Here is a 20394-nt window from a genome sequence, read left to right on the forward strand (position 1 = left end):
ACGCTGCGTCCGCCTACTTGACAGACGCCCACCCCCCCCCCCCCCCCACCCCCCCCCCCCCCCCCCCTCCCCCCCCCCCCCCCCCCCCCCCCCCCCCCCCCCCCCCCCCCCCCCTCCCGCGTGCGTCTCGCCGTCCGGGTCCGGGCGGCCGAGGCGCCTACGCGCTCAGTTCCGGGCCTGGAGGAGGTCCTCCAGCTGCTCCTCGCGGGCCTGGGCGGCCACGAAGAGGAGCTCGTCGCCGGGCTCCAGGGTCTCCTCGCCGTGCGGGGTGAGCACACGGTTGCCGCGGATGATGGTGACCAGGGAGGTGTCCTCGGGCCAGGTGATCTCGCTGATCTGGGTGCCCGCGACCGAGGAGTCGGCCGGCAGGGTCAGCTCCACGAGGTTGGCGTCGCCGTGGCTGAAGCGCAGCAGCCGCACCAGGTCGCCGACGCTGACGGCCTCCTCGACCAGGGCCGACATCAGGCGCGGCGTGGAGACCGCGACGTCGACGCCCCAGGACTCGTTGAAGAGCCACTCGTTCTTCGGGTTGTTCACGCGGGCCACCACGCGCGGGACCCCGTACTCGGTCTTCGCGAGCAGGGACACGACCAGGTTGACCTTGTCGTCGCCCGTCGCGGCGATGACCACGTTGCAGCGCTGGAGCGCCGCCTCGTCGAGCGAGGTGATCTCGCAGGCGTCGGCGAGCAGCCACTCCGCCTGCGGCACCCGCTCCACCGAGATGGCGGTCGGCGCCTTGTCCACGAGGAGCACCTCGTGGCCGTTCTCCAGCAGCTCTCCCGCGATGGAGCGGCCCACGGCCCCGGCTCCGGCGATCGCGACCCTCATGCGTGTGCCTCCTCGGGACCCTCGGCGAAGGCCGCCTCGACCTTGTCGATCTCGTCCGTGCGCATCATCACGTGGACGAGGTCGCCCTCCTGGAGGACGGTCTGCGAGGTCGGCAGCGTGGCCTCGCCCAGGCGGGTGAGGAACGCCACGCGGACGCCGGTCTCGTCCTGCAGTTTGCTGACCTTGTGACCGACCCAGGCCGGCGAGGTGTGCACCTCCGCGAGCTGGACGCCGCCGCTCGGGTCGCGCCACAGCGGCTCCGCGCCCGAGGGCAGCAGCCGGCGCAGCATCTGGTCGGCGGTCCACCGTACGGTCGCGACGGTGGGGATGCCGAGACGCTGGTACACCTCGGCGCGCTTGGGGTCGTAGATGCGGGCGGCGACGTTCTCCACACCGAACATCTCCCGGGCGACGCGCGCCGCGATGATGTTGGAATTGTCACCACTGCTGACGGCGGCGAAGGCGCCCGCCTCCTCGATCCCGGCCTCGCGGAGCGTGTCCTGGTCGAAGCCGACACCGGTGACGCGGCGGCCGCCGAAGGAGGCCCCGAGCCGGCGGAATGCGGTGGGGTCCTGGTCGACCACGGCGACCGTATGACCCTGCTGTTCCAGGGTCTGCGCGAGGGCGGAGCCCACTCTTCCGCAGCCCATAATGACGATGTGCACGGCCGTCCTTCCGGCTGACAGCGGCTCGCTGGTTTCCAGCCTCATTGCATGCTCTGGCTAATCAGGGTCTCAGACCATGGCCCAAGCTACACACGGGCGGTCACCAGTGTGACCATTTGGGGTCCGACAGGTGCTTCATTGGCGGCGCATTGGTGCGGATCGGGGGCAGGGGGTTCGTCAGCCACATTTCGAACGCTTACGATCCTCTGCGTGTCCAAACTGACCGACGTGCCCAAACGGATCCTGATCGGCCGGGCGCTGCGCAGCGACCGCCTAGGGGAGACGCTCCTCCCCAAGCGGATCGCCCTTCCCGTGTTCGCCTCCGACCCCCTCTCCTCGGTGGCATATGCCCCCGGCGAGGTACTGCTGGTCCTGTCCATCGCGGGTGTGTCGGCGTACCACTTCAGCCCGTGGATCGCGGTCGCGGTCGTCGTCCTGATGTTCACGGTGGTCGCCTCCTACCGGCAGAACGTCCATGCCTACCCCAGCGGCGGCGGCGACTACGAGGTGGCCAACACCAACCTCGGACCCCGGGCGGGCCTCACCGTGGCGAGCGCCCTGCTCGTCGACTACGTCCTCACCGTCGCGGTATCCATTTCCTCCGGCGTGGAGAATCTCGGCTCCGCCGTCGATTTCGTCATCGAGCACAAGGTGCTCTCGGCGATCGTCATGATTCTGCTGCTCACGCTGATGAATCTGCGCGGAGTGAAGGAATCCGGGAAGCTCTTCGCCATCCCGACGTACGTGTTCGTCGGCGCCGTGTTCGCGATGATCGCCTGGGGCGTCTGGCGCGGCCTCGTGCAGGGCGAAACGATGGAGGCCCCGACCGCCGGCCTGGAGATCAAGGCCGAGCACCAGGGGCTGGCCGGATTCGCGCTGGTCTTCCTGCTGCTGCGGGCCTTCTCCTCGGGCTGTGCCGCCCTGACCGGTGTCGAGGCGATCAGCAACGGCGTACCGGCCTTCCGTAAGCCCAAGAGCAAGAACGCCGCCGCCACCCTCGCCCTCATGGGCGCCCTGGCCGTCACCATGTTCTGCGGGATCATCGGCCTGGCCATGGCCACCGGCGTGAAGATGGCCGAGGCCCCCGCGACCAACCTGCTGGAGAACGGCGTACCGGTCGGCGACGGATTCGTCCAGCACCCGGTGATCTCCCAGGTCGCCGAGGCCGTCTTCGGCAGTGGCAGCTTCCTCTTCATCCTGCTCGCCGCGGCCACCGCGCTCGTCCTGTTCCTGGCCGCCAACACCGCCTACAACGGCTTCCCGCTGCTCGGCTCGATCCTCGCCCAGGACCGCTACCTGCCGCGCCAGCTGCACACCCGCGGCGACCGGCTCGCCTTCTCCAACGGCATCGTGCTGCTCGCCGGCGCCGCCATACTGCTGGTGTGGCTCTATGACGCCGACTCCACCAAGCTGATCCAGCTCTACATCGTCGGCGTGTTCGTCTCCTTCACGCTGAGCCAGATCGGCATGGTCCGGCACTGGAACCGCCACCTGAAGAACGAGCGCGACCAGGCCGCCCGCCGCCGGATGATCCGCTCGCGGGCGATCAACACCTTCGGCGCCTTCTTCACCGGCATGGTGCTGGTCGTCGTCCTCGCCACCAAGTTCACCCACGGGGCCTGGGTCGCCCTGCTGGGCATGCTGATCTTCTACGGCACCATGACCGCGATCCGGAAGCACTACGACCGGGTCGCCGCCGAGATCGCCGCCGACGACGGCCCCAGCGACGACAGCGTGCGGCCCTCCCGGGTCCACTCGATCGTCCTGGTCTCCAAGGTCCACAAGCCGACCCTGCGCGCCCTGGCCTTCGCCAAGCTGACCCGCTCGGACACCCTGGAGGCGCTCAGCATCAGCGTCGACCCGACCGAGACCAAGGCCCTGCGGGCCGAGTGGGAGCGGCGCGGGATCAACGTCCCGCTGAAGATCCTCGACTCGCCCTACCGCGAGATCACCCGGCCGGTGGTCGAGTACGTCAAGGGGCTGCGCAGCGAGAACCCGCGCGACGCGGTCAGCGTCTACATCCCCGAGTACGTCGTGGGGCGCTGGTACGAGCACCTGCTGCACAACCAGAGCGCGCTGCGGCTCAAGGGCCGGCTGCTGTTCACGCCCGGTGTGATGGTCACCTCGGTGCCCTACCAGCTGGAGTCCTCGGAGCTCGCCAAGCGGCGGGCGAAGAAGCGCCAGGAGTGGAACGCCCCGGGCGCGGTGCGCCGAGGCCCCGTCGACACCCCGAGGCCGCGTCCGAAGGAATCGGCGAAGTAGCGTCGGAGCGGTCGCGAAGCCGGTGGCGAAGTGGCCGCGAAGCCGGTGGCGAACGGCCGGAGGAGATCCACGTAAACTGGTGGGTCGGTCCTCCGGCCGTTTCTTTTCTTCGATCCACTTCCTTGGAGCCTCCTCACCATGACCGAGCAGAACGAGAAGCAGTCACTGGTCGGGGAGGAGTACGAGGTCGAGGTCGGTCCCGTCGCGCACGGCGGCCACTGCATCGCCCGTACGGCGGACGGCCGCGTCCTGTTCGTCCGCCACACCCTGCCCGGCGAGAAGGTCGTCGCCCGTGTGACGGAGGGCGAGGCGGACTCCCGCTTCCTCCGCGCCGACGCGGTCAAGGTCCTGACCGCCTCCAAGGACCGGGTCGAGGCGCCCTGCCCGTACGCCGGCCCCGGCAAGTGCGGCGGCTGCGACTGGCAGCACGCCAAGCCGGGCGCCCAGCGCCGGCTCAAGGGCGAGGTCGTCGCCGAGCAGCTGAAGCGGCTCGCCGGGCTCACCCCCGAGGAGGCCGGCTGGGACGGCACCGTCATGCCCGCCGAAGGCGACAAGCTGCCGGCCGGCCAGGTGCCGCAGTGGCGCACCCGCGTCCAGTACGCGATCGACGAGACCGGCCGGGCCGGCCTGCGCAAGCACCGCTCGCACGACATCGAGCCGGTCGACCACTGCATGATCGCCGCCCCGGGCGTCTCGGAACTGGGCATCGAGCAGCAGGACTGGCCCCAGATGGCCACCGTCGAGGCGATCGCCGCCTCCGGCTCGAACGACCGCCAGGTCGTGCTCACCCCCCGCCCCGGCGGCCGCCTCCCGCTCGTCGAGCTGGACAAGCCGGTCTCCGTCCTGCGGGTGGAGGAGAAGGACGGCGGGGTGCACCGCGTCCACGGCCGCCCCTTCGTCCGCGAGCGCGCGGACGGCCGTACGTACCGCGTCGGCATGGGCGGCTTCTGGCAGGTCCACCCCCAGGCCGCCGACACCCTGATCAAGGCCGTCATGCAGGGCCTGATGCCGCGCAAGGGCGAGATGGCCCTCGATCTGTACTGCGGCGTCGGCATCTTCGCGGGCGCGCTCGCGGAGCGCCTCGGCGAGACCGGGGCCGTCCTCGGCATCGAGTCGGGCAAGCGCGCGGTGGAGGACGCCCGCCACAACCTGGCGGACTTCCCCCGGGTCCGCATCGAGCAGGGCAAGGTGGACACGGCCCTCCCGAAGACCGGCATCACCGAATGCGACCTGGTCGTCCTGGACCCGCCCCGCGCGGGCGCGGGCAAGCAGACGGTCCGCCACATCGCGAGCCTCTCGGCCCGCCGCATCGCCTACGTGGCCTGCGACCCGGCGGCCCTGGCGCGCGACCTGGGCTACTTCGGGGAAGCGGGCTACAAGGTCCGCACGCTGCGCGTCTTCGACCTCTTCCCGATGACGCACCACGTGGAGTGCGTGGCGATCCTGGAGCCTGCTGGAAAGGGCCTCTGACCTGCGCGTTAGGGCAGTGTGCGTCCCGCAGCAGATTGTGATCTTGCTGTGGGAGGTCGGCCGATGCGGCCGGCGCGGGCTGCCCGGCATCGGGGCGGGGCTCGGCGGGGCGCTTGGCGGGCTTGGTGAACGCGCGCAGGGCACGCAGACGACGCTCGGACACGGCAGGGGTCCTTCCGCAGACAGGAAGCAACAGGGCGTGGGGGATGCGTGAGGGCACGCCGCAGACGCCGCCTGCAGGTCCGGCTACGAGCCGGGCGCGGCAGCGCTCCGCGGCACGCGACTGGGAGGTCCACCACACATCGGGGACTCACCTGCCTTTCGGTGCGCGCTGGGCATGGGCCATGGAGCAGGGTATTTCCGCCGCGAGAACGCCCGGGACCTCTCCTCGCGGTACTCGCCGAGGGGGACGCGAGGGGGCTGACGCTCCGCCGTCTTCAGCTGAGGGTGATCACCTGCTGATCGCGGGTAGGTTGCATCCCTACGTATCGGACAAGGGACACGAGGCGGCGCATGGTGGCGGAGCGGGGTGGCGATGGTGATGCGGGCCTGCCGTCGGCGGTGGTGGACTGCGCGCTCTACGAGGAGGGGCGCCGCATCCCCGGCCAGGTGACCCTGGACACGGTCATGAAGCGCATAGACCCGCAGGAGGGCCGGTTCGCGTGGATCGGCCTGTACGAGCCCGCCGAGGAGGAGCTCCAAGAGGTCGCCGAGGCCTTCGGTCTGCACCCCCTCGCCGTGGAGGACGCCGTCCACGCCCACCAGCGGCCCAAGCTGGAACGCTACGGCGACATGCTGTTCCTCGTGCTGAAGACGATCGTCTACGTCGACCACGAGAAGGTCACCGCGACCAGCGAGATCGTCGACACCGGCGAGATCATGGTCTTCGCCGGCCCCGGATACGCGATCACCGTCCGCCACGGCAGCGCCCCGCCGCTCGACGACGTGCGCCGACAGCTCCAGGACGATCCGCAGCAGCTGGGCTGCGGACCAGCCGCCGTCCTGCACGCCGTGGCGGACATGGTCGTCGACCGCTACGTCGAGGTCGCGGACGCCTTCGCCGGTGACGTCGACTCCCTGGAAGCCGAGGTCTTCTCCCCGGACCGTCCGGTGGACGCCGGGCGGATCTACCAGCTCAAGCGCGAGCTCCTCGAATTCAAGCGAGCCGTGATGCCGCTCGCCGGCGCCCTGCAGCGCCTCAGCGAAGGCGCGGTCCCCGGCATCCCCTCGGAGGTCGCCACGTACTTCAGGGACGTGGCCGACCACCACGAGCGGGTCAGCGAACAGATCCTGTCCTTCGACGAACTCGTCTCCGGCATGCTCAGCGCCAGCATCGCCCAGCTGGGCGTCCAGCAGAACGCCGACATGCGCCGCATCAGCGCCTGGGCCGCCCTCATCGCCGTCCCCACCATGATCGTCGGCGTCTACGGCATGAACTTCGATCACATGCCCGAACTCAAGTCCCCGTACGGCTACCCCGCCGTCTGGGCCCTCATGGCGGTCGTGTGCACGGTGATCTACCGCGCCCTGCGCCGCAACAAATGGCTCTAGCGGAACGGTGAGTGGCGGGGAATGCGGGTGTGCCTCAGCGGGAGGCCTGCTGGTTCCTCCGGGCGGTGAATTGCCCCTGTACGCAGGAACCCGTGGCTGGCTGGTGTACCTGGCCCCGGCCCGCTCGCTCCTCGGAGGTGGGCGCGTGCGGTTCGGTTGCCGGTGAGGTGCCGTCCTGAGGCGTAGGTGGTTGGCCTTCCGTCAATGGCCGGGCTCACTCTGTCATTTACCGTTCGATGCCCGTCCACGTGCCTGAACATCGGCGGGCAGGCCCGAGACGCAGGCCAGTGCCAGGCGTTCACGGCGCCGGTCGGGCACGGTGGCCACCGCGATGTCCTCGTACGCGCCGCCGCGGAAGTAGCTGCAGGCGACGGAGAGGACCGACCCCTGGGTGAGCGTGCCGGGACAGGGCGGGCCGGTGGGGAACCAGCGGCGCAGGGCCGGCAGTTGCTGCGGTGCGATTTCGAACACGGGGCCTCTCCAGGCGGTGCCCGGGACGTCCGGGCGGAGGGAAGCAGGGGACCGCCGCCTGCGAACGGGTGGGGCCCCGTGCCTGCCCGGACGGCGGCGGGCACGGGGCGGGCGCGGCCGCCCGCCGAGGCGGGGGCGGGCGGCCGCGGATCGGAGGGCGCCTCAGCGCACCGTCGGTTGAGCAGCGCGCGCCGGGCGCACCGTATGAGGTGGCCGACATGGCTCAGACCGCTGTTGACCTCGCTCATACAACGGGCTGGCGAGCCCGCACTCAAGGAGGTCGGACCGTCCTTGACGCAGCTCTGACACGGGTAGGAGCCGCTCCCGTAGGGAAGCCGTCAAGGTCACGCCCGTGGGCGTATGGACGTCGTCAACTCCCGTCGGCACGGGAGGAAACGGCTGTTTGCTCGAGTGAGCCGTCCCATCTCCATCACAGGACGTACGACAGGAAGGCGGCACGCCGATGACCCGGGTGCTGGTGGTCGATGACGAACCGCAGCTCGCTCGGTTGCTGGTCATGAACCTGAAGGCACGCAAGTATGAAGTGGAGAGCGTGCGGGACGGGCGTGAGGCCCTGGACGCCGTGGCCGCCTGCCGACCGGACGCGGTCCTGCTGGACCTCGGGCTGCCCGACATGGACGGGATCCAGGTGATCAAGAACCTGCGGGGCTGGTCGCAGGTACCCGTCCTGGTCGTCTCCGCCCGCCACGCATCGAGCGACAAGATCCAGGCCCTCGACGCCGGTGCCGACGACTACATCACCAAGCCCTTCAGCATGGACGAACTGCTCGCCCGGCTGGCGGCCGTGGTCCGACGCACGCCCGACCACGGCGCGACCGCCACGGACGAAGCGGTCGTGGAGACCGAGGAGTTCACGGTCGACTTGCTGGCGAGGAAGGCCAGGCGGAGAGGGAAGAGCATCAGGCTCACGCCGACCGAATGGCACCTGCTGGAGGTCCTGATTCGGAACCGGGGCCAGATGGTCAGCCAGCGCAGGCTCCTCCAGGAGGTGTGGGGTACCTCGTACGGAACCCAGACCAACTACCTGCGGGTGTACATGGCGCACCTGCGGAGGAAGCTGGAAGCGGACCCGTCGTACCCGCGCCACCTGATCACCGCTCCCGGTAGGGGGTACCGCTTCGAGGCGTGAGTGCGGGACACGTTGACGACACGGCCTCCCGGGTCGCTGGTGAGGGCGGACTCCAGCAGGTGGGTGAGGAGGTAGTGGGCGAGGAAGTTGACCTGGAAGGCGATCTCGTTGCCGTCGGCGGTGAGGGTGTGGCGGTCGGGTGCGGCGATGGCCGCGTTGTTGACCGCACCAGGGCGCTGCCGATGCCGGCGGTGGCCACCAGACGGTCTGCCGCCGCCTGGGCGTCCTCGGCGGTGCGGCCGTGGAGGAGTACGAGCGCGCCGCGCAGGGCGAGCTGGCGCGCGGTCTCGTAGCCGATGCCGGCGGTGGCGCCGGTGACGAGGACGGTACGTCCGGACAGGGATGAGGACATATGGGATTCCTGGAGACGGGCATGGCTGACGCGCCCTGCGCCCCGGCGCCGCGCAGGGGCGTGGACTCAGGTCATGCGGTGAAGGTGAGGAGGCGTACGGAGCCTCGGCCGGAGTCCGTCAGGACGTCGGTGTCGGGTCCGCGGAGGACGCGCGGCCGATGTCAGAGGGCCGGGCGGACGGCGGGCGCCGTCGGCCGCACCTGGTGCGGTGGCCGGTCGCCGTGGCGCGGACCGCTGTTCATGACCGCACATGAGCCGTCCGGCTCTCCGGTGTGGGCATACCGGAGCCGGACGGCTCGCGTGCGTGTGCGTCTCATGAAGGCCCGTACGGAGGTCAGGTGACCGCCGAAGCCGGGAGTTGCGCGCTGACGGGGGGAGCGCCGCCCGCTACGGGAAGGGTGATCACCATGGTGAGGCCGCCGCCGGGGGTGTCCTCGGCGGTGAGGGTGCCGCCGATGGCCTCCGTGAAGCCGCGGGCGACCGCGAGGCCGAGGCCGACTCCGGCGCCGCGCGGGGCGTCGCCGTGGCGCTGGAAGGGTTCGAAGATGCGGTCCTTGGCCTCGTCGGGGACGCCGGGGCCGCGGTCGACGACCCGGAGCTCGACGCGGTTGGCCAGCGCACTGGCCGTGACGTTCACGGGCTGGCCGTGGGGGCTGTACTTGACGGCGTTCTCGACGATGTTGGCCACGGCTCGCTCCAGCAGGCCCCGGTCCACGGCGACCATCGGGAGCGTCTCGGGGATGTCGAGTTCCACGCTGTCCTCCGGTACGCCGCCCAGGGCCATCGGGACGACCTCGTCGAGGTCGGTCTCGCGGATCAGCGGGACGACGGTGCCGGTGTTGAGGCGGGACATGTCGAGCAGGTTCCCGATCAGGGCGGCGAGGCGGTCGGCGCCGTCCTCGATGCCCTCGAGGAGTTCGGCCTTGTCGTCTTCGGACCATTCGACGTCGTCGGAGCGCAGGGAGCTGACCGAGGCCTTGATGCCGGCGAGCGGGGTGCGGAGGTCGTGGCTGACCGCGGCGAGGAGGGCGGTGCGGATGCGGTTCGCCTCGGCGAGTTCGCGGGACTTCTCGGCTTCGTCGACGAGGCGCTGGCGGTCGAGGACGACCGCTGCCTGGGCGGCGAAGGCGCCGAGTACGCGGCGGTCCTCGGCGGGGAGCACCCGGCCGGTCAGGGCGAGCGCCATGGTGTCGCCTATGGGCAGGTCGACGTCGGCGTCCTCGGGCCGGCTGACGGGGCCCGTGCCGACGGATGCCGCGGTGGTCCAGGGGTCGACCTCACTGGTCCGTTCGAGGAGGGCGACCGACTGCATGGCGAAGGTCTCGCGCAGCCGCTCCAGGAGCGCGTCGAGGGAGTTCTCCCCGCGCAGGACACTGCCCGCGAGGAAGGAGAGGATCTCGGACTCGGCGCGCAGCCGCGCCGCTTGGTGGGTGCGCCGGGCGGCCAGGTCGACGACCGAGGCGACGGACACCGCCACACCCACGAAGATCGCGATGGCGACGATGTTCTTCGGGTCGGAGATGGTGAACTCGTGCCGCGGCGGGGTGAAGAAGTAGTTCAGCAGAAGTGACCCGAAGGCCGCCGAAGCCAGGGCGGGGAGCAGCCCGCCGAGCAGCGCCGCCGCCACCGTGAAGGTGAGGAAGAGCAGCATGTCGTTCGCGAGCCCGAGGTCCGGAACGACCTGGTTCAGCAGGACGGTGAGCAGCACGGGGCCGGCGATGCCGGTCAGCCAGCCCCAGATGATGCGGGGCCACCCCAGACGTGCGCCGCGGGCGACGGGCAGACCACGGCCTTTGGCGGCCTGGTCATGGGTGACGATGTGGACGTCGAGGTCGGGCCCGGATTCGCGGGCGACGGTGGCGCTCACGCCAGGGCTGAAGACGGACTGCCAGGAACGGCGGCGGCTGACCCCCAGCACGATCTGCGTGGCGTTGCACCCGCGGGCGAACTCCAGCAGCGCATCAGGGACGCTGTCGCCTATGACGTGGTGGAAGGTGCCGCCGAGGTCCTCGACCAGGGTGCGCTGGACGGCGAGTTCCTTGGGGGAGGCCGAGGTGAGGCCGTCGCTGGCGGCGATGTAGACGGCGAGTACCTCGCCGCCGGCGCCCTTCTCGGCGAGGCGGGCGGCCCGGCGGATGAGGGTGCGGCCCTCGGGGCCGCCGGTGAGGCCGACGACGATGCGTTCGCGGGCCTGCCAGGTGGAGCGGATGTCGTGCTCGCCCCGGTATTCCTGCAGGTACTCGTCGACCCGGTCGGCGACCCACAGCAGGGCCAGCTCGCGCAGGGCGGTGAGGTTGCCGGGCCGGAAGTAGTTGGACAGGGCCGCGTCGACCTTGTCCGGCTTGTAGACGTTGCCGTGGGCCATGCGCCGGCGCAGTGCCTGCGGGGACATGTCGACCAGCTCGATCTGGTCGGCGCGTCGGGCCACCTCGTCCGGCACGGTCTCGCGCTGCCGGACGCCGGTGATCGTCTCGACCACGTCACCCAGTGATTCCAGGTGCTGGATGTTGACGGTGGAGACCACGTCGATGCCGGCCTGGAGGAGCTCCTCCACGTCCTGCCACCGCTTGGCGTTGCGCGAGCCCGGCACGTTGGTGTGGGCGAGCTCGTCGACGAGGGCGACGGCGGGGCGCCGCGCGAGGACCGCGTCCACGTCCATCTCGGTGAAGGTGGAGCCCCGGTACTCGATCTCGCGCCGCTCGATGAGCTCCAGTCCGTGCAGCATCACCTCCGTGCGCGGACGGTTGTGGTGCTCGACGAAGCCGGCGACGCAGTCGGTGCCCCGCTCGATCCGGCGGTGCGCCTCGGAGAGCATCGCGTACGTCTTGCCGACGCCCGGCGCCGCGCCGAGGTAGATGCGGAGCTTGCCGCGTCCCATGTTCCGACTCTTCTTCTCTGCTGACGTTCTGCTGACGGTGGGCGGGTGATCAGGGTTCGAAGCGGTACCCCATGCCCGGCTCGGTGATCAGATACCGCGGGTGCGACGGGTCCGCTTCCAGTTTGCGCCGGAGCTGGGCCATATAGACGCGCAGGTAGTTGGTGTTCTCCCCGTAGGCCGGTCCCCAGACTTCCAGGAGTAGCTGACCCTGGGTGATCAGACGGCCCGGGTGGGTGATGAGGATCTCCAGTAGATGCCACTCGGTCGGGGTCAGCCGGACCGTGCGCTCGCCCCGCCGCACCTTCTTGGCGACCAGGTCGACGGTGAACTCGTCGGTGGTGACCACGGCCACCTCGTCGGCCCGTGCGGCGGTGGGCGCCTCCTGGCGCCGGGCGGCGGCGCGCAGGCGGGCGAGGAGCTCGTCCATGCTGAACGGTTTCGTCACGTAGTCGTCCGCGCCCGCGTCCAATGCCCGGATCTTGTCCTCCGAGGTGTGACGGGCCGAGAGCACCAGGATGGGCACGCGGCTCCACCCGCGGACACTCTTGATCACGTCGACGCCGTCCATGTCGGGCAGCCCGAGGTCCAGCACGATCACGTCCGGCTTGCGCGCGGCCGCGAGCCAAAGGGCCGAACCGCCGTCGGAAGCCTCCTCGACCTCGAACTTGCGCGCCTGGAGATTGATCTTCAGCGCGCGGACGAGCTGAGGATCGTCCTCCACCACCAGCACCCGGGTCATCGGTGTGCAGCCCTTCCTTCGTCGCGGGCACGGTAAGAGACCGGCGGGGCGCGAACCGTCCGCGCCCCGCCGGCCCCCGGTCCGTGCGATGTGGCACATCAGCTCTTGGTCAGGGCCTTGAGCGCGATGTTGAGTTCGAGGACGTTGACGCGGGGCTCGCCCATGAAGCCGAGCGTGCGGCCGGTGGTGTGGTCCGCGACGAGCTTCTCGACCTGCTTGACGTCGATCTTGTTCTGCTCGGCGACCCGGTGGACCTGGAGCTTGGCGTACGCCGGGGAGATGTGCGGGTCGAGGCCGGAGCCGGAGGAGGTGACGGCGTCGGCCGGCACGTCCTCCGGCTTGACCTGGTGACCGGCCGTGGAGTTGTCGGCGATGACGGACTCCTTGGCGGCGAGGACCTGGGCACAGAGGGTGCCCTCTTCCGCGCCCTTGGTGCACTGGCCGTTGACGGCGCCGTTGTCGGCGGAGCGGTTGGTGGCGCCGGAGAGGATCAGCGAGTACCGCGTGTTGACGCTGTTGGAGCCGAGGCCGCCCGAGGGGCGCGGCTGGAACCACTTAAGGTCCGGCTTGGCTGCTTCCTCCGGGTCGTCGGGGTTGTGCTTGGGCAGGTTGTAGGTCTGGCCGATGAGGGAGGAGCCGACGACCTGGCCGCTCTTGTCCTTGATCTCGGAGCCGTTGGCCTTGTTGTCGAACAGGGCCTGGGCGATCCCGGTGACGGCGAGCGGGTAGATGACCCCGCAGATCACGGTCAGGACGAGGAGGGCGCGGAGGCCGGCGCCGAGCAGGCGGAAGGAGCTGGATACGGAGTTGTTCATCGCAGATCAGCCGATTCCGGGGATGAGGGTGATGAGCAGGTCGATGAGCTTGATGCCGATGAACGGGGCGATCAGGCCGCCGAGTCCGTAGATCCCGATGTTGCGGCGGAGCATCTTGTCGGCGCTGGTCGGCTTGTACTGGACGCCCTTCAGGGCGAGCGGTACGAGCGCGATGATGATCAGCGCGTTGAAGATGACCGCGGAGAGGATCGCGGAGTTCGGGGACGACAGCCCCATGATGTTGAGTTTGTCGAGGCCCGGATAGACCACGGCGAACATGGCCGGGATGATCGCGAAGTACTTCGCGACGTCGTTGGCGATGGAGAAGGTGGTCAGGGCTCCTCGGGTGATGAGGAGCTGCTTGCCGATCTCGACGATCTCGATGAGCTTGGTGGGGTTGGAGTCCAGGTCGACCATGTTCCCGGCCTCCTTGGCGGCCGAGGTGCCGGTGTTCATCGCGACGCCGACGTCGGCCTGGGCGAGGGCGGGGGCGTCGTTGGTGCCGTCGCCGGTCATCGCGACCAGCTTGCCGCCCGCCTGCTCCCGCTTGATGAGGGCCATCTTGTCCTCGGGGGTGGCCTCGGCGAGGAAGTCGTCGACGCCCGCTTCTTCGGCGATGGCCTTGGCGGTCAGCGGGTTGTCGCCGGTGATCATGACGGTCTTGATGCCCATGCGCCGCAGCTCGTCGAACCGTTCGCGCATGCCCTCCTTGACCACGTCCTTGAGGTGGATGACGCCGAGGACCCGGGCGCCCTTCTCGTCGTTGACGGCGACGAGGAGCGGGGTGCCGCCGGCCTGGGAGATCCGGTCCGTGAGCGCTTGCGCGTCCTCGGCGACCTGGCCGCCCTGCTCCTTCACCCATGCGACGACCGAGCCGGTCGCGCCCTTGCGGGTCTGCTTGCCGTCCACGTCCACGCCTGACATACGGGTCTGAGCGGTGAAGGCGATCCACTCGGCGTGCTCGAGTTCGCCCTGGTGGCGCTCGCGCAGCCCGTACTTCTCCTTGGCCAGGACGACGATGGAGCGGCCCTCGGGGGTCTCGTCCGCAAGTGAGGAGAGCTGGGCGGCATCCGCGACCTCGGCCTCGGTGGTGCCCTTCACGGGTACGAACTCGGAGGCCTGACGGTTGCCGAGGGTGATGGTGCCGGTCTTGTCGAGGAGCAGCGTGGAGACGTCGCCGGCCGCCTCCACCGCCCGGCCCGACATGGCGAGCACATTGCGCTGGACCAGGCGGTCCATGCCCGCGATGCCGATCGCGGACAGCAGCGCGCCGATCGTGGTCGGGATCAGGCACACCAGCAGCGCGGTCAGCACGATCATCGACTGCTCGGCGCCGGCGTAGATCGCGAAGGGCTGGAGGGTGACCACGGCCAGCAGGAAGACGATCGTCAGCGAGGCGAGCAGGATGTTCAGCGCGATCTCGTTGGGCGTCTTCTGCCGGGCCGCGCCCTCGACCAGCGCGATCATCCGGTCGATGAAGGTCTCACCGGGCTTCGTCGTGATCTTGACGACGATGCGGTCGGAGAGGACCTTGGTGCCGCCGGTGACGGCCGAGCGGTCGCCGCCGGACTCGCGGATGACGGGCGCGGATTCGCCGGTGATGGCGGACTCGTCGACGGACGCGACCCCCTCGACGACGTCGCCGTCGCCCGGGATGACGTCGCCCGCCTCGCAGACCACCAGGTCGCCGATCCGGAGATCCGTGCCCGGGACCTGCTCCTCGTCCGTGCCGTCCTTGGTCAGGCGGCGGGCGACGGAGTCCGTCTTGGCCTTGCGCAGGGTGTCGGCCTGGGCTTTGCCGCGGCCCTCGGCGACGGCTTCGGCGAGGTTGGCGAAGATCGTGGTCAGCCACAGCCAGGCGGTGATGGCCCAGCCGAACCAGTCGGTCGGGTCCTTGATCGCGAGGACGGTGGTGACGACGGAGCCGACCAGGACCACGAACATGACCGGGGACTTGATCATGACGCGCGGGTCGAGCTTGCGGACCGCGTCCGGGAAGGACTTCAGCAGCTGCTTCGGGTCGAACAGGCCGCCGCCCACGCGTCCGGCGTCCGGCTTGTGGCCGGTGGGCAGGTCCTGGTGCGGAGCCCTGGTGGGAGTGGCGGTGCTCATGATGCGAGCCCTTCGGCGAGCGGTCCCAGCGCGAGGGCGGGGAAGTAGGTCAGACCGGTGACGATGAGGATGGTGCCGACGAGCAGCCCGGTGTAGAGGGGCTTGTCGGTGCGCAGGGTGCCTGCCGTTTCGGGGACGGGCTTCTGCTCGGCGAGCGAGCCGGCCAGTGCGAGGACGAACACCATGGGCAGGAATCGGCCGAGCAGCATGGCGATGCCGATGGTGCTGTTGAACCACTGCGTGTCGGCGTTCAGGCCGCCGAAGGCGGAGCCGTTGTTGTTGGCGCCCGAGGTGTAGGCGTAGAGGATCTCGGAGAAGCCGTGCGCACCGGTGTTGGTCATCGAGTTCGCGGGGGTGTCCAGTGCCATGGCCGCGGCGGTGAAGCCGAGGACCAGGGCCGGGGTGATCAGGATGTAGCAGGCCGCGAACTTGATCTCGCGGGTGCTGATCTTCTTGCCCAGGTACTCGGGGGTGCGGCCGACCATCAGACCGGCGATGAACACCGCGATGATCGCCATGATCAGCATGCCGTAGAGGCCGGAGCCGACACCGCCGGGTGCGATCTCGCCCAACTGCATGCCCAGCAGCTGGATGCCGCCGCCCAGACCCGTGTACGAGGAGTGGAAGGAGTTGACCGCACCGGTCGAGGTCAGCGTGGTGGCGACCGAGAAGATCGCCGAGGCGCCGACGCCGAAGCGGGTCTCCTTGCCCTCCATCGCGCCACCGCTGATGTCGAAGGCGGGGCCGTGGTGGGCGAATTCGGTCCACATCATCAGGGCGGTGGCGCCGATCCAGAGAGTGGCCATCGTCGCGAGGATCGCGTAGCCCTGGCGCAGGTCGCCGACCATCCGGCCGAAGGTCCGGGTCAGGCAGAACGGGATGACCAGGATCAGGAAGATCTCGAAGAGGTTCGAGAACGGGCTGGGGTTCTCGAAGGGATGGGCCGAGTTGGCGTTGAAGTAGCCGCCGCCGTTCGTGCCCAGCTCCTTGATGACCTCCTGCGAGGCCACCGCGCCACCGTTCCACTGCTGTGCGCCGCCCGTGAACTGGCCGACCTCGTGGATCCCGGCGAAGTTCTGGATGGCGCCGCACGCGACCAGGATGGTCGCGCCGATCACGGAGATGGGCAGCAGGATCCGGAACACTCCGCGGACCATGTCGGACCAGAAGTTGCCGAGCTCCCCGGTGCGGGAGCGCGCGAAGCCCCGTACGAGGGCCACCGCGACGGCCATGCCGACCGCGGCGGAGACGAAGTTCTGCACCGCCAGGCCGCCGGTCTGCACGATGTGGCCCATGGCCTGCTCGCCGGCGTACGACTGCCAGTTCGTGTTCGCCACGAAGGAGGCGGCGGTGTTGAACGCCTGGTCCGGGTCGATCGAGGCGAAGCCGAGCGAGCCGGGCAGGATCCCCTGCGCCCGCTGGAGGGCGTAGAGGAACAGGACGCCCACCGCGGAGAAGGCGAGGACGGCGCGCAGGTAGGCGGGCCAGCGCATCTCGGCGGTCGGGTTGGCGCCGACGGCCTTGTAGATCCACTTCTCCGGCGTGTAGTGCCTCTCGGAGGAGTAGACGCGGGCCATGTAGTCGCCCAGCGGGCGGTGGGCCAGTGCGAGCGCGGCGATCAGCGCGAGGAGCTGGAGCACACCAGCGAGAACGGGACTCATCGGTGGCTAGAACCTCTCCGGGTACACAAGGGCGAGGACGAGGTAGCCGAGCAGGGAGACGGCCACGACGAGGCCGACGATGTTTTCGGCGTTCACAGCTTGGTCACCCCCCGGGCGATGAGAGCCACCAGCGCGAACACCGCGACCGTGGTGACGACGAAGGCCAGATCGGCCACCGTGAGCTCCTGGATGAAGAGGGAGGAAATGAATCGGCCAGATGGCCGATGACGAGATAACCGTGTCTTCATCCCGGCGTTAAGACGCCTTGACGGGGTCCATACGGGCGCGGGGGAACTCTTGACGCCACGCTGACGCGAGAGGCCGCGAAGCACCGTCAGCCCTGATGGGACAACCCGGCCGGGTCCAGGGCGGTGCCCGTCTACGCGGCCGCTACCAGGCGTGCGGCGTGACCGCAACCACGGCGACGACCGTGATCAGAGGTTCGTTCCTCGCCGAGAGCTCGCTGCGGGACGGCACCAGTGCGAGCGCCACATACGGGATTCCGGGCCCCGGCGTCAGGAGCGCGTGAAGAGTGGGGCTGCGGGCGTATGGAACGCGCAAAGCACCCTGGCCATCCGGCCACGGCGTTCGGACGCTGTCCTCACGTTGTCCAACGGAGGAACCAGCGAAGATGGCACTACACATGGGAAAGTCAGCCACGGCAGGACAGACCCCGAGCAGGGAAGAGCCTCCTGATACCGGCGTCACGGCGCCCGCCCAGGCGGGGGACCGGCACCGGCTGACCGCCCTCCAGGGCCTGGCCGCTCTGTCGCTGGACGCGATGGCCTCCGTCGCCTACGGGCCCGAGTCGATCGTGCTGGTCCTGGCCGCCGCCGGTGCCTACGGCCTCGGGTTCACCCTTCCCGTCACTCTGGCGATCGCGGCGCTGCTGGCCGTGCTGGTGGCCTCGTACCGGCAGGTCATCGCGGCGTTCCCGGACGGCGGGGGCTCGTACGCCGTCGCCAAGAAGCACCTGGGCCGGCGCACGGGCCTGATGGCCGCGGCCTCGCTGATCCTCGACTACGTCCTGAACGTGGCCGTCTCCATCACCGCCGGCGTCGCCGCCCTGACCTCGGCCTTCCCCGAGCTGTACGGGGAGCGGGTGTGGATCTGCACCGGGGTCCTGGTCCTGGTCACGTCGGTGAACCTGCGCGGGGTCGTCGACTCCGCCAAGGCCTTCCTCGTGCCGACGGCCGTGTTCGTGGGGTCGATCCTGACCATGGTCGTGGTCGGCCTCTTCCGCGACGGCCCGGTGAGCACCGCCTCCGCCGCCGGGCACGCCTCCGCTCTGGGGGAGGGCGCCACCGCGGTCGGCGCGCTGCTGCTGCTCAAGGCCTTCGCGGCCGGTTGCTCCGCACTGACGGGCGTCGAGGCGGTCGCCAACGCGGTGCCGTCCTTCCGGGCCCCGGCCGCCCGGCGGGCCCAGCGCACCGAGGTCGCCCTCGGAGCCCTGCTCGGCGCGATGCTGATCGGCCTGTCCGTCCTCATCGGCCGCTTCCACCTCCAGCCGGTCGAGGGCGTGACCGTCCTCGCCCAGCTCGCGGACGCCTCCTTCGGACACAACGCCGCTTTCTACGTGGTCCAGTTCGCCACCATGGTGCTGCTGGCGCTCGCCGCGAACACCTCGTTCGGCGGACTGCCGGTGCTCATGAGCCTGCTCGCCCGCGACAACTACCTGCCGCACGTCTTCGCCCTCAAGGCGGACCGCCAGGTGCACCGCCACGGGGTGGTGTGGCTGGCGCTCGTGTCCGGTCTCCTGCTGGTGTTCTCCGGCGGGGACACCAACACCCTCGTCCCGCTCTTCGCGATCGGTGTCTTCGTCGGCTTCACCATCTGCCAGGTCGGCATGGTCCGGCACTGGTACGGCGAGCGCCCCAGGGGATGGCGGGCGAAAGCCGCCCTCAACGGCTTCGGCGCCCTGCTCACCGGCGTCTCGGCGATCGTCGTGGCCGCCACCAAGTTCACCGAGGGGGCCTGGCTGATCGTGCTCGCCCTGCCGCTGCTCGTCCTCGCCTTCGAGAGGATCCACCGCGCCTACGCGCAGATCGGTGAACGCCTGGAGCTCGGCCGTATCCCGCAGGCGCCGCGGCGCGCCCGCTCCCTGGTGGTCGTGCCCGTTTCCGGGCTGTCCCGGCTGACCTGCCAGGCCCTGACCGCCGCCCGCTCGCTGGGCGACGAGGTCCTCGCCGTGACCGTCACCCACCCCACCCCGGAAGACCGGCGGACCGCCGAAGCCCTCTGCCGGGACTGGGAGTTGTGGAACCCCGGCGTCGAGCTGATCGAGCTGTCCTCGGACACCCGCTCGCTCGGTCGTCCGGTGTCGGCGTACGTCCGCGAGCTGGCGCGGACACATCCGGACACCCAGGTGACCGTCCTCATCCCGGAGACCGAACCCGCCCGTCTGTGGCAGCGGATGCTGCAGAACCAGCGCGGCTCCGTCGTCGCCCACGCGGTGCGCCGCGACACCGACGCCGTCATCTGCCGTCTGCGTTTCCGTATCGCCGACGATGCGCGCTGCTCTGTCTTGACGCGCCCTTGACGGCGGCCTTACGGATCCCGTGCGCCGCCATCAAGAAGGTGCCAATTCCGTGCAGGCGGAGGCCGCCTCCTGGTCCGCTCAGGTCTCGCAGTCCGGCGGGACCCCTCTGCTGGTCGCGGTCCACGCCCGGGACGGGCCGAGGGTCCTCGGGATCATCCACCTCGAGGACGTGGTCAAGGAGGGCATCCGGGAGCGGTTCGCGGGCTGCGCGCCCATGGGGATCCGGACGGTCATGGTGACCGGCGACAACGAGCTGACCGCGCGGGCCATCGCCGCCGAGGCCGGCCTCGACGAGTACCTCGCCGAGGCCACTCCCGAGGAAGCTCGCTCTCATCAAGCGGGAGCAGGCCGGCGGCAAGCTGGTCGCGATGACCGGTGACGGGACGAACGACGCCCCCGCGCTCGCCCAGGCGGACGCCGGCGTGGCGATGAGCACCGGCACCTCGGCCGCCAGGGAGGCCGGCAACATGGTGGACCTCGACTCCAACCCCACCAGGCTCATCGAGATCGTCGAGATCGGCAAGCAACTCCTCATCGCTCGCGGCGCGCTGACGGCCTTCTCGATCACGAACGACGTCGCGAAGTACTTCGCGATCATCCCCGCCATGTTCACCGCGGCCTACCCAGGCCTGGAGGCCCTCAACGTCATGGGCCTGAGCAGCCCGATTCATCGACCTGCTGGTGTCCACCGGCCCCGGCCCCGGGTGACCGTCCGATCGGTACTCCGCACCCGACCGCGCTCGCCGTCCCCACGTCCACGCCGGCTGATCCCGGATCCGGCGCCAAGAAGCCGACAGGAATCGTGGGGGGGGGGGGGGGGGGGGGGGGGGGGGGGGGGGGGGGGTGGGGGGGGGGGGGGAGGGGGGAGGGGGGGGGGGGGGGTGGGGAGGGGGGGGGGGTA

15 protein-coding genes and 2 pseudogenes are annotated in these 20394 nt (G+C 70.2%); 6 read left to right on the forward strand and 11 right to left on the reverse strand.

The window, feature by feature from the left end:
* Nucleotides 1-165 precede the first annotated feature (165 nt).
* Nucleotides 166-828 (reverse strand): potassium channel family protein, encoded by a 663-nt coding sequence (locus tag ACZ4WZ_RS28855; RefSeq protein WP_362855536.1) that lies wholly within the window; start codon nt 826-828, stop codon nt 166-168.
* A complete protein-coding gene (locus ACZ4WZ_RS28860) occupies nt 825-1493 on the reverse strand; it encodes a potassium channel family protein (protein WP_467894826.1) in 669 nt (222 codons plus the stop codon). The genes ACZ4WZ_RS28855 and ACZ4WZ_RS28860 overlap by 4 nt, the downstream gene beginning before the upstream one ends.
* Nucleotides 1494-1703: 210 nt before the next feature.
* Between ACZ4WZ_RS28860 and ACZ4WZ_RS28865 the strand changes: the two genes are divergently transcribed.
* From ACZ4WZ_RS28865 to ACZ4WZ_RS28875, 3 genes are all read left to right on the forward strand, one after another.
* The gene (locus ACZ4WZ_RS28865) at nt 1704-3755 is read left to right on the forward strand and encodes an APC family permease (RefSeq protein WP_467894828.1); all 2052 of its coding nucleotides are present in this window, start codon (nt 1704-1706) and stop codon (nt 3753-3755) included.
* 138 nt (nt 3756-3893) lie between these two features.
* Nucleotides 3894-5225: a class I SAM-dependent RNA methyltransferase gene (locus ACZ4WZ_RS28870; RefSeq protein WP_467894831.1), complete on the forward strand. Its 1332-nt coding sequence runs from the start codon at nt 3894-3896 to the stop codon at nt 5223-5225.
* Nucleotides 5226-5738: 513 nt separating this feature from the next.
* Nucleotides 5739-6776 carry a magnesium and cobalt transport protein CorA gene (locus ACZ4WZ_RS28875; RefSeq protein ID WP_467894833.1) on the forward strand — a complete coding sequence of 346 codons (1038 nt, stop codon included), beginning with the start codon at nt 5739-5741 and terminating at the stop codon, nt 6774-6776.
* A gap of 222 nt (nt 6777-6998) precedes the next feature.
* Here the strand turns inward: ACZ4WZ_RS28875 and ACZ4WZ_RS28880 are convergent, their stop codons facing one another.
* A complete protein-coding gene (locus ACZ4WZ_RS28880; protein WP_467894836.1) occupies nt 6999-7247 on the reverse strand; it encodes a hypothetical protein in 249 nt (82 codons plus the stop codon).
* Between the two features lie 463 nt (nt 7248-7710).
* Between ACZ4WZ_RS28880 and ACZ4WZ_RS28885 the strand changes: the two genes are divergently transcribed.
* The gene (locus ACZ4WZ_RS28885) at nt 7711-8397 is read left to right on the forward strand and encodes a response regulator (RefSeq protein WP_467894839.1); all 687 of its coding nucleotides are present in this window, start codon (nt 7711-7713) and stop codon (nt 8395-8397) included.
* A gap of 5 nt (nt 8398-8402) precedes the next feature.
* Here the strand turns inward: ACZ4WZ_RS28885 and ACZ4WZ_RS28890 are convergent.
* From ACZ4WZ_RS28890 to ACZ4WZ_RS28925, 8 genes and pseudogenes are all read right to left on the reverse strand, one after another.
* Nucleotides 8403-8749: pseudogene (locus ACZ4WZ_RS28890) on the reverse strand (SDR family NAD(P)-dependent oxidoreductase); the annotation flags it as partial.
* A 334-nt stretch (nt 8750-9083) separates the two neighbouring features.
* Entirely contained in the window at nt 9084-11627 is a 2544-nt protein-coding gene (locus ACZ4WZ_RS28895; protein ID WP_467894842.1) for a DUF4118 domain-containing protein, read from the reverse strand.
* Between the two features lie 49 nt (nt 11628-11676).
* On the reverse strand, nt 11677-12366 hold the full coding sequence (locus ACZ4WZ_RS28900) for a response regulator (protein WP_467894845.1): 690 nt from the start codon (nt 12364-12366) through the stop codon (nt 11677-11679).
* A 98-nt stretch (nt 12367-12464) separates the two neighbouring features.
* On the reverse strand, nt 12465-13181 hold the full coding sequence (locus ACZ4WZ_RS28905; protein WP_467894848.1) for a potassium-transporting ATPase subunit C: 717 nt from the start codon (nt 13179-13181) through the stop codon (nt 12465-12467).
* Nucleotides 13182-13187: 6 nt separating this feature from the next.
* The gene (gene kdpB, locus ACZ4WZ_RS28910; protein WP_467894850.1) at nt 13188-15293 is read right to left on the reverse strand and encodes a potassium-transporting ATPase subunit KdpB; all 2106 of its coding nucleotides are present in this window, start codon (nt 15291-15293) and stop codon (nt 13188-13190) included.
* Nucleotides 15290-16954, reverse strand: coding sequence for a potassium-transporting ATPase subunit KdpA (gene kdpA / locus ACZ4WZ_RS28915; RefSeq protein WP_467894853.1), 1665 nt, complete (start codon nt 16952-16954; stop codon nt 15290-15292). Before kdpA ends, kdpB begins: the two co-directional genes overlap by 4 nt.
* A gap of 6 nt (nt 16955-16960) precedes the next feature.
* Nucleotides 16961-17050, reverse strand: a complete 90-nt coding sequence (gene kdpF, locus ACZ4WZ_RS28920) for a K(+)-transporting ATPase subunit F (RefSeq protein ID WP_037789535.1) — start codon at nt 17048-17050, stop codon at nt 16961-16963.
* The gene (locus ACZ4WZ_RS28925) at nt 17047-17202 is read right to left on the reverse strand and encodes a hypothetical protein (RefSeq protein WP_008734570.1); all 156 of its coding nucleotides are present in this window, start codon (nt 17200-17202) and stop codon (nt 17047-17049) included. Before ACZ4WZ_RS28925 ends, kdpF begins: the two co-directional genes overlap by 4 nt.
* Before the next feature lie 395 nt (nt 17203-17597).
* On the opposite strand from ACZ4WZ_RS28925, the gene ACZ4WZ_RS28930 reads away from it, so the two are divergent.
* The gene (locus ACZ4WZ_RS28930) at nt 17598-19493 is read left to right on the forward strand and encodes an APC family permease (RefSeq protein WP_467894856.1); all 1896 of its coding nucleotides are present in this window, start codon (nt 17598-17600) and stop codon (nt 19491-19493) included.
* Between the two features lie 85 nt (nt 19494-19578).
* Nucleotides 19579-20158 (forward strand): annotated as a pseudogene (locus ACZ4WZ_RS28935) (HAD-IC family P-type ATPase); the annotation flags it as partial.
* Between the last annotated feature and the right edge of the window lie 236 nt (nt 20159-20394).

It is taken from the genome of Streptomyces sp. NPDC029122, from assembly GCF_055569445.1.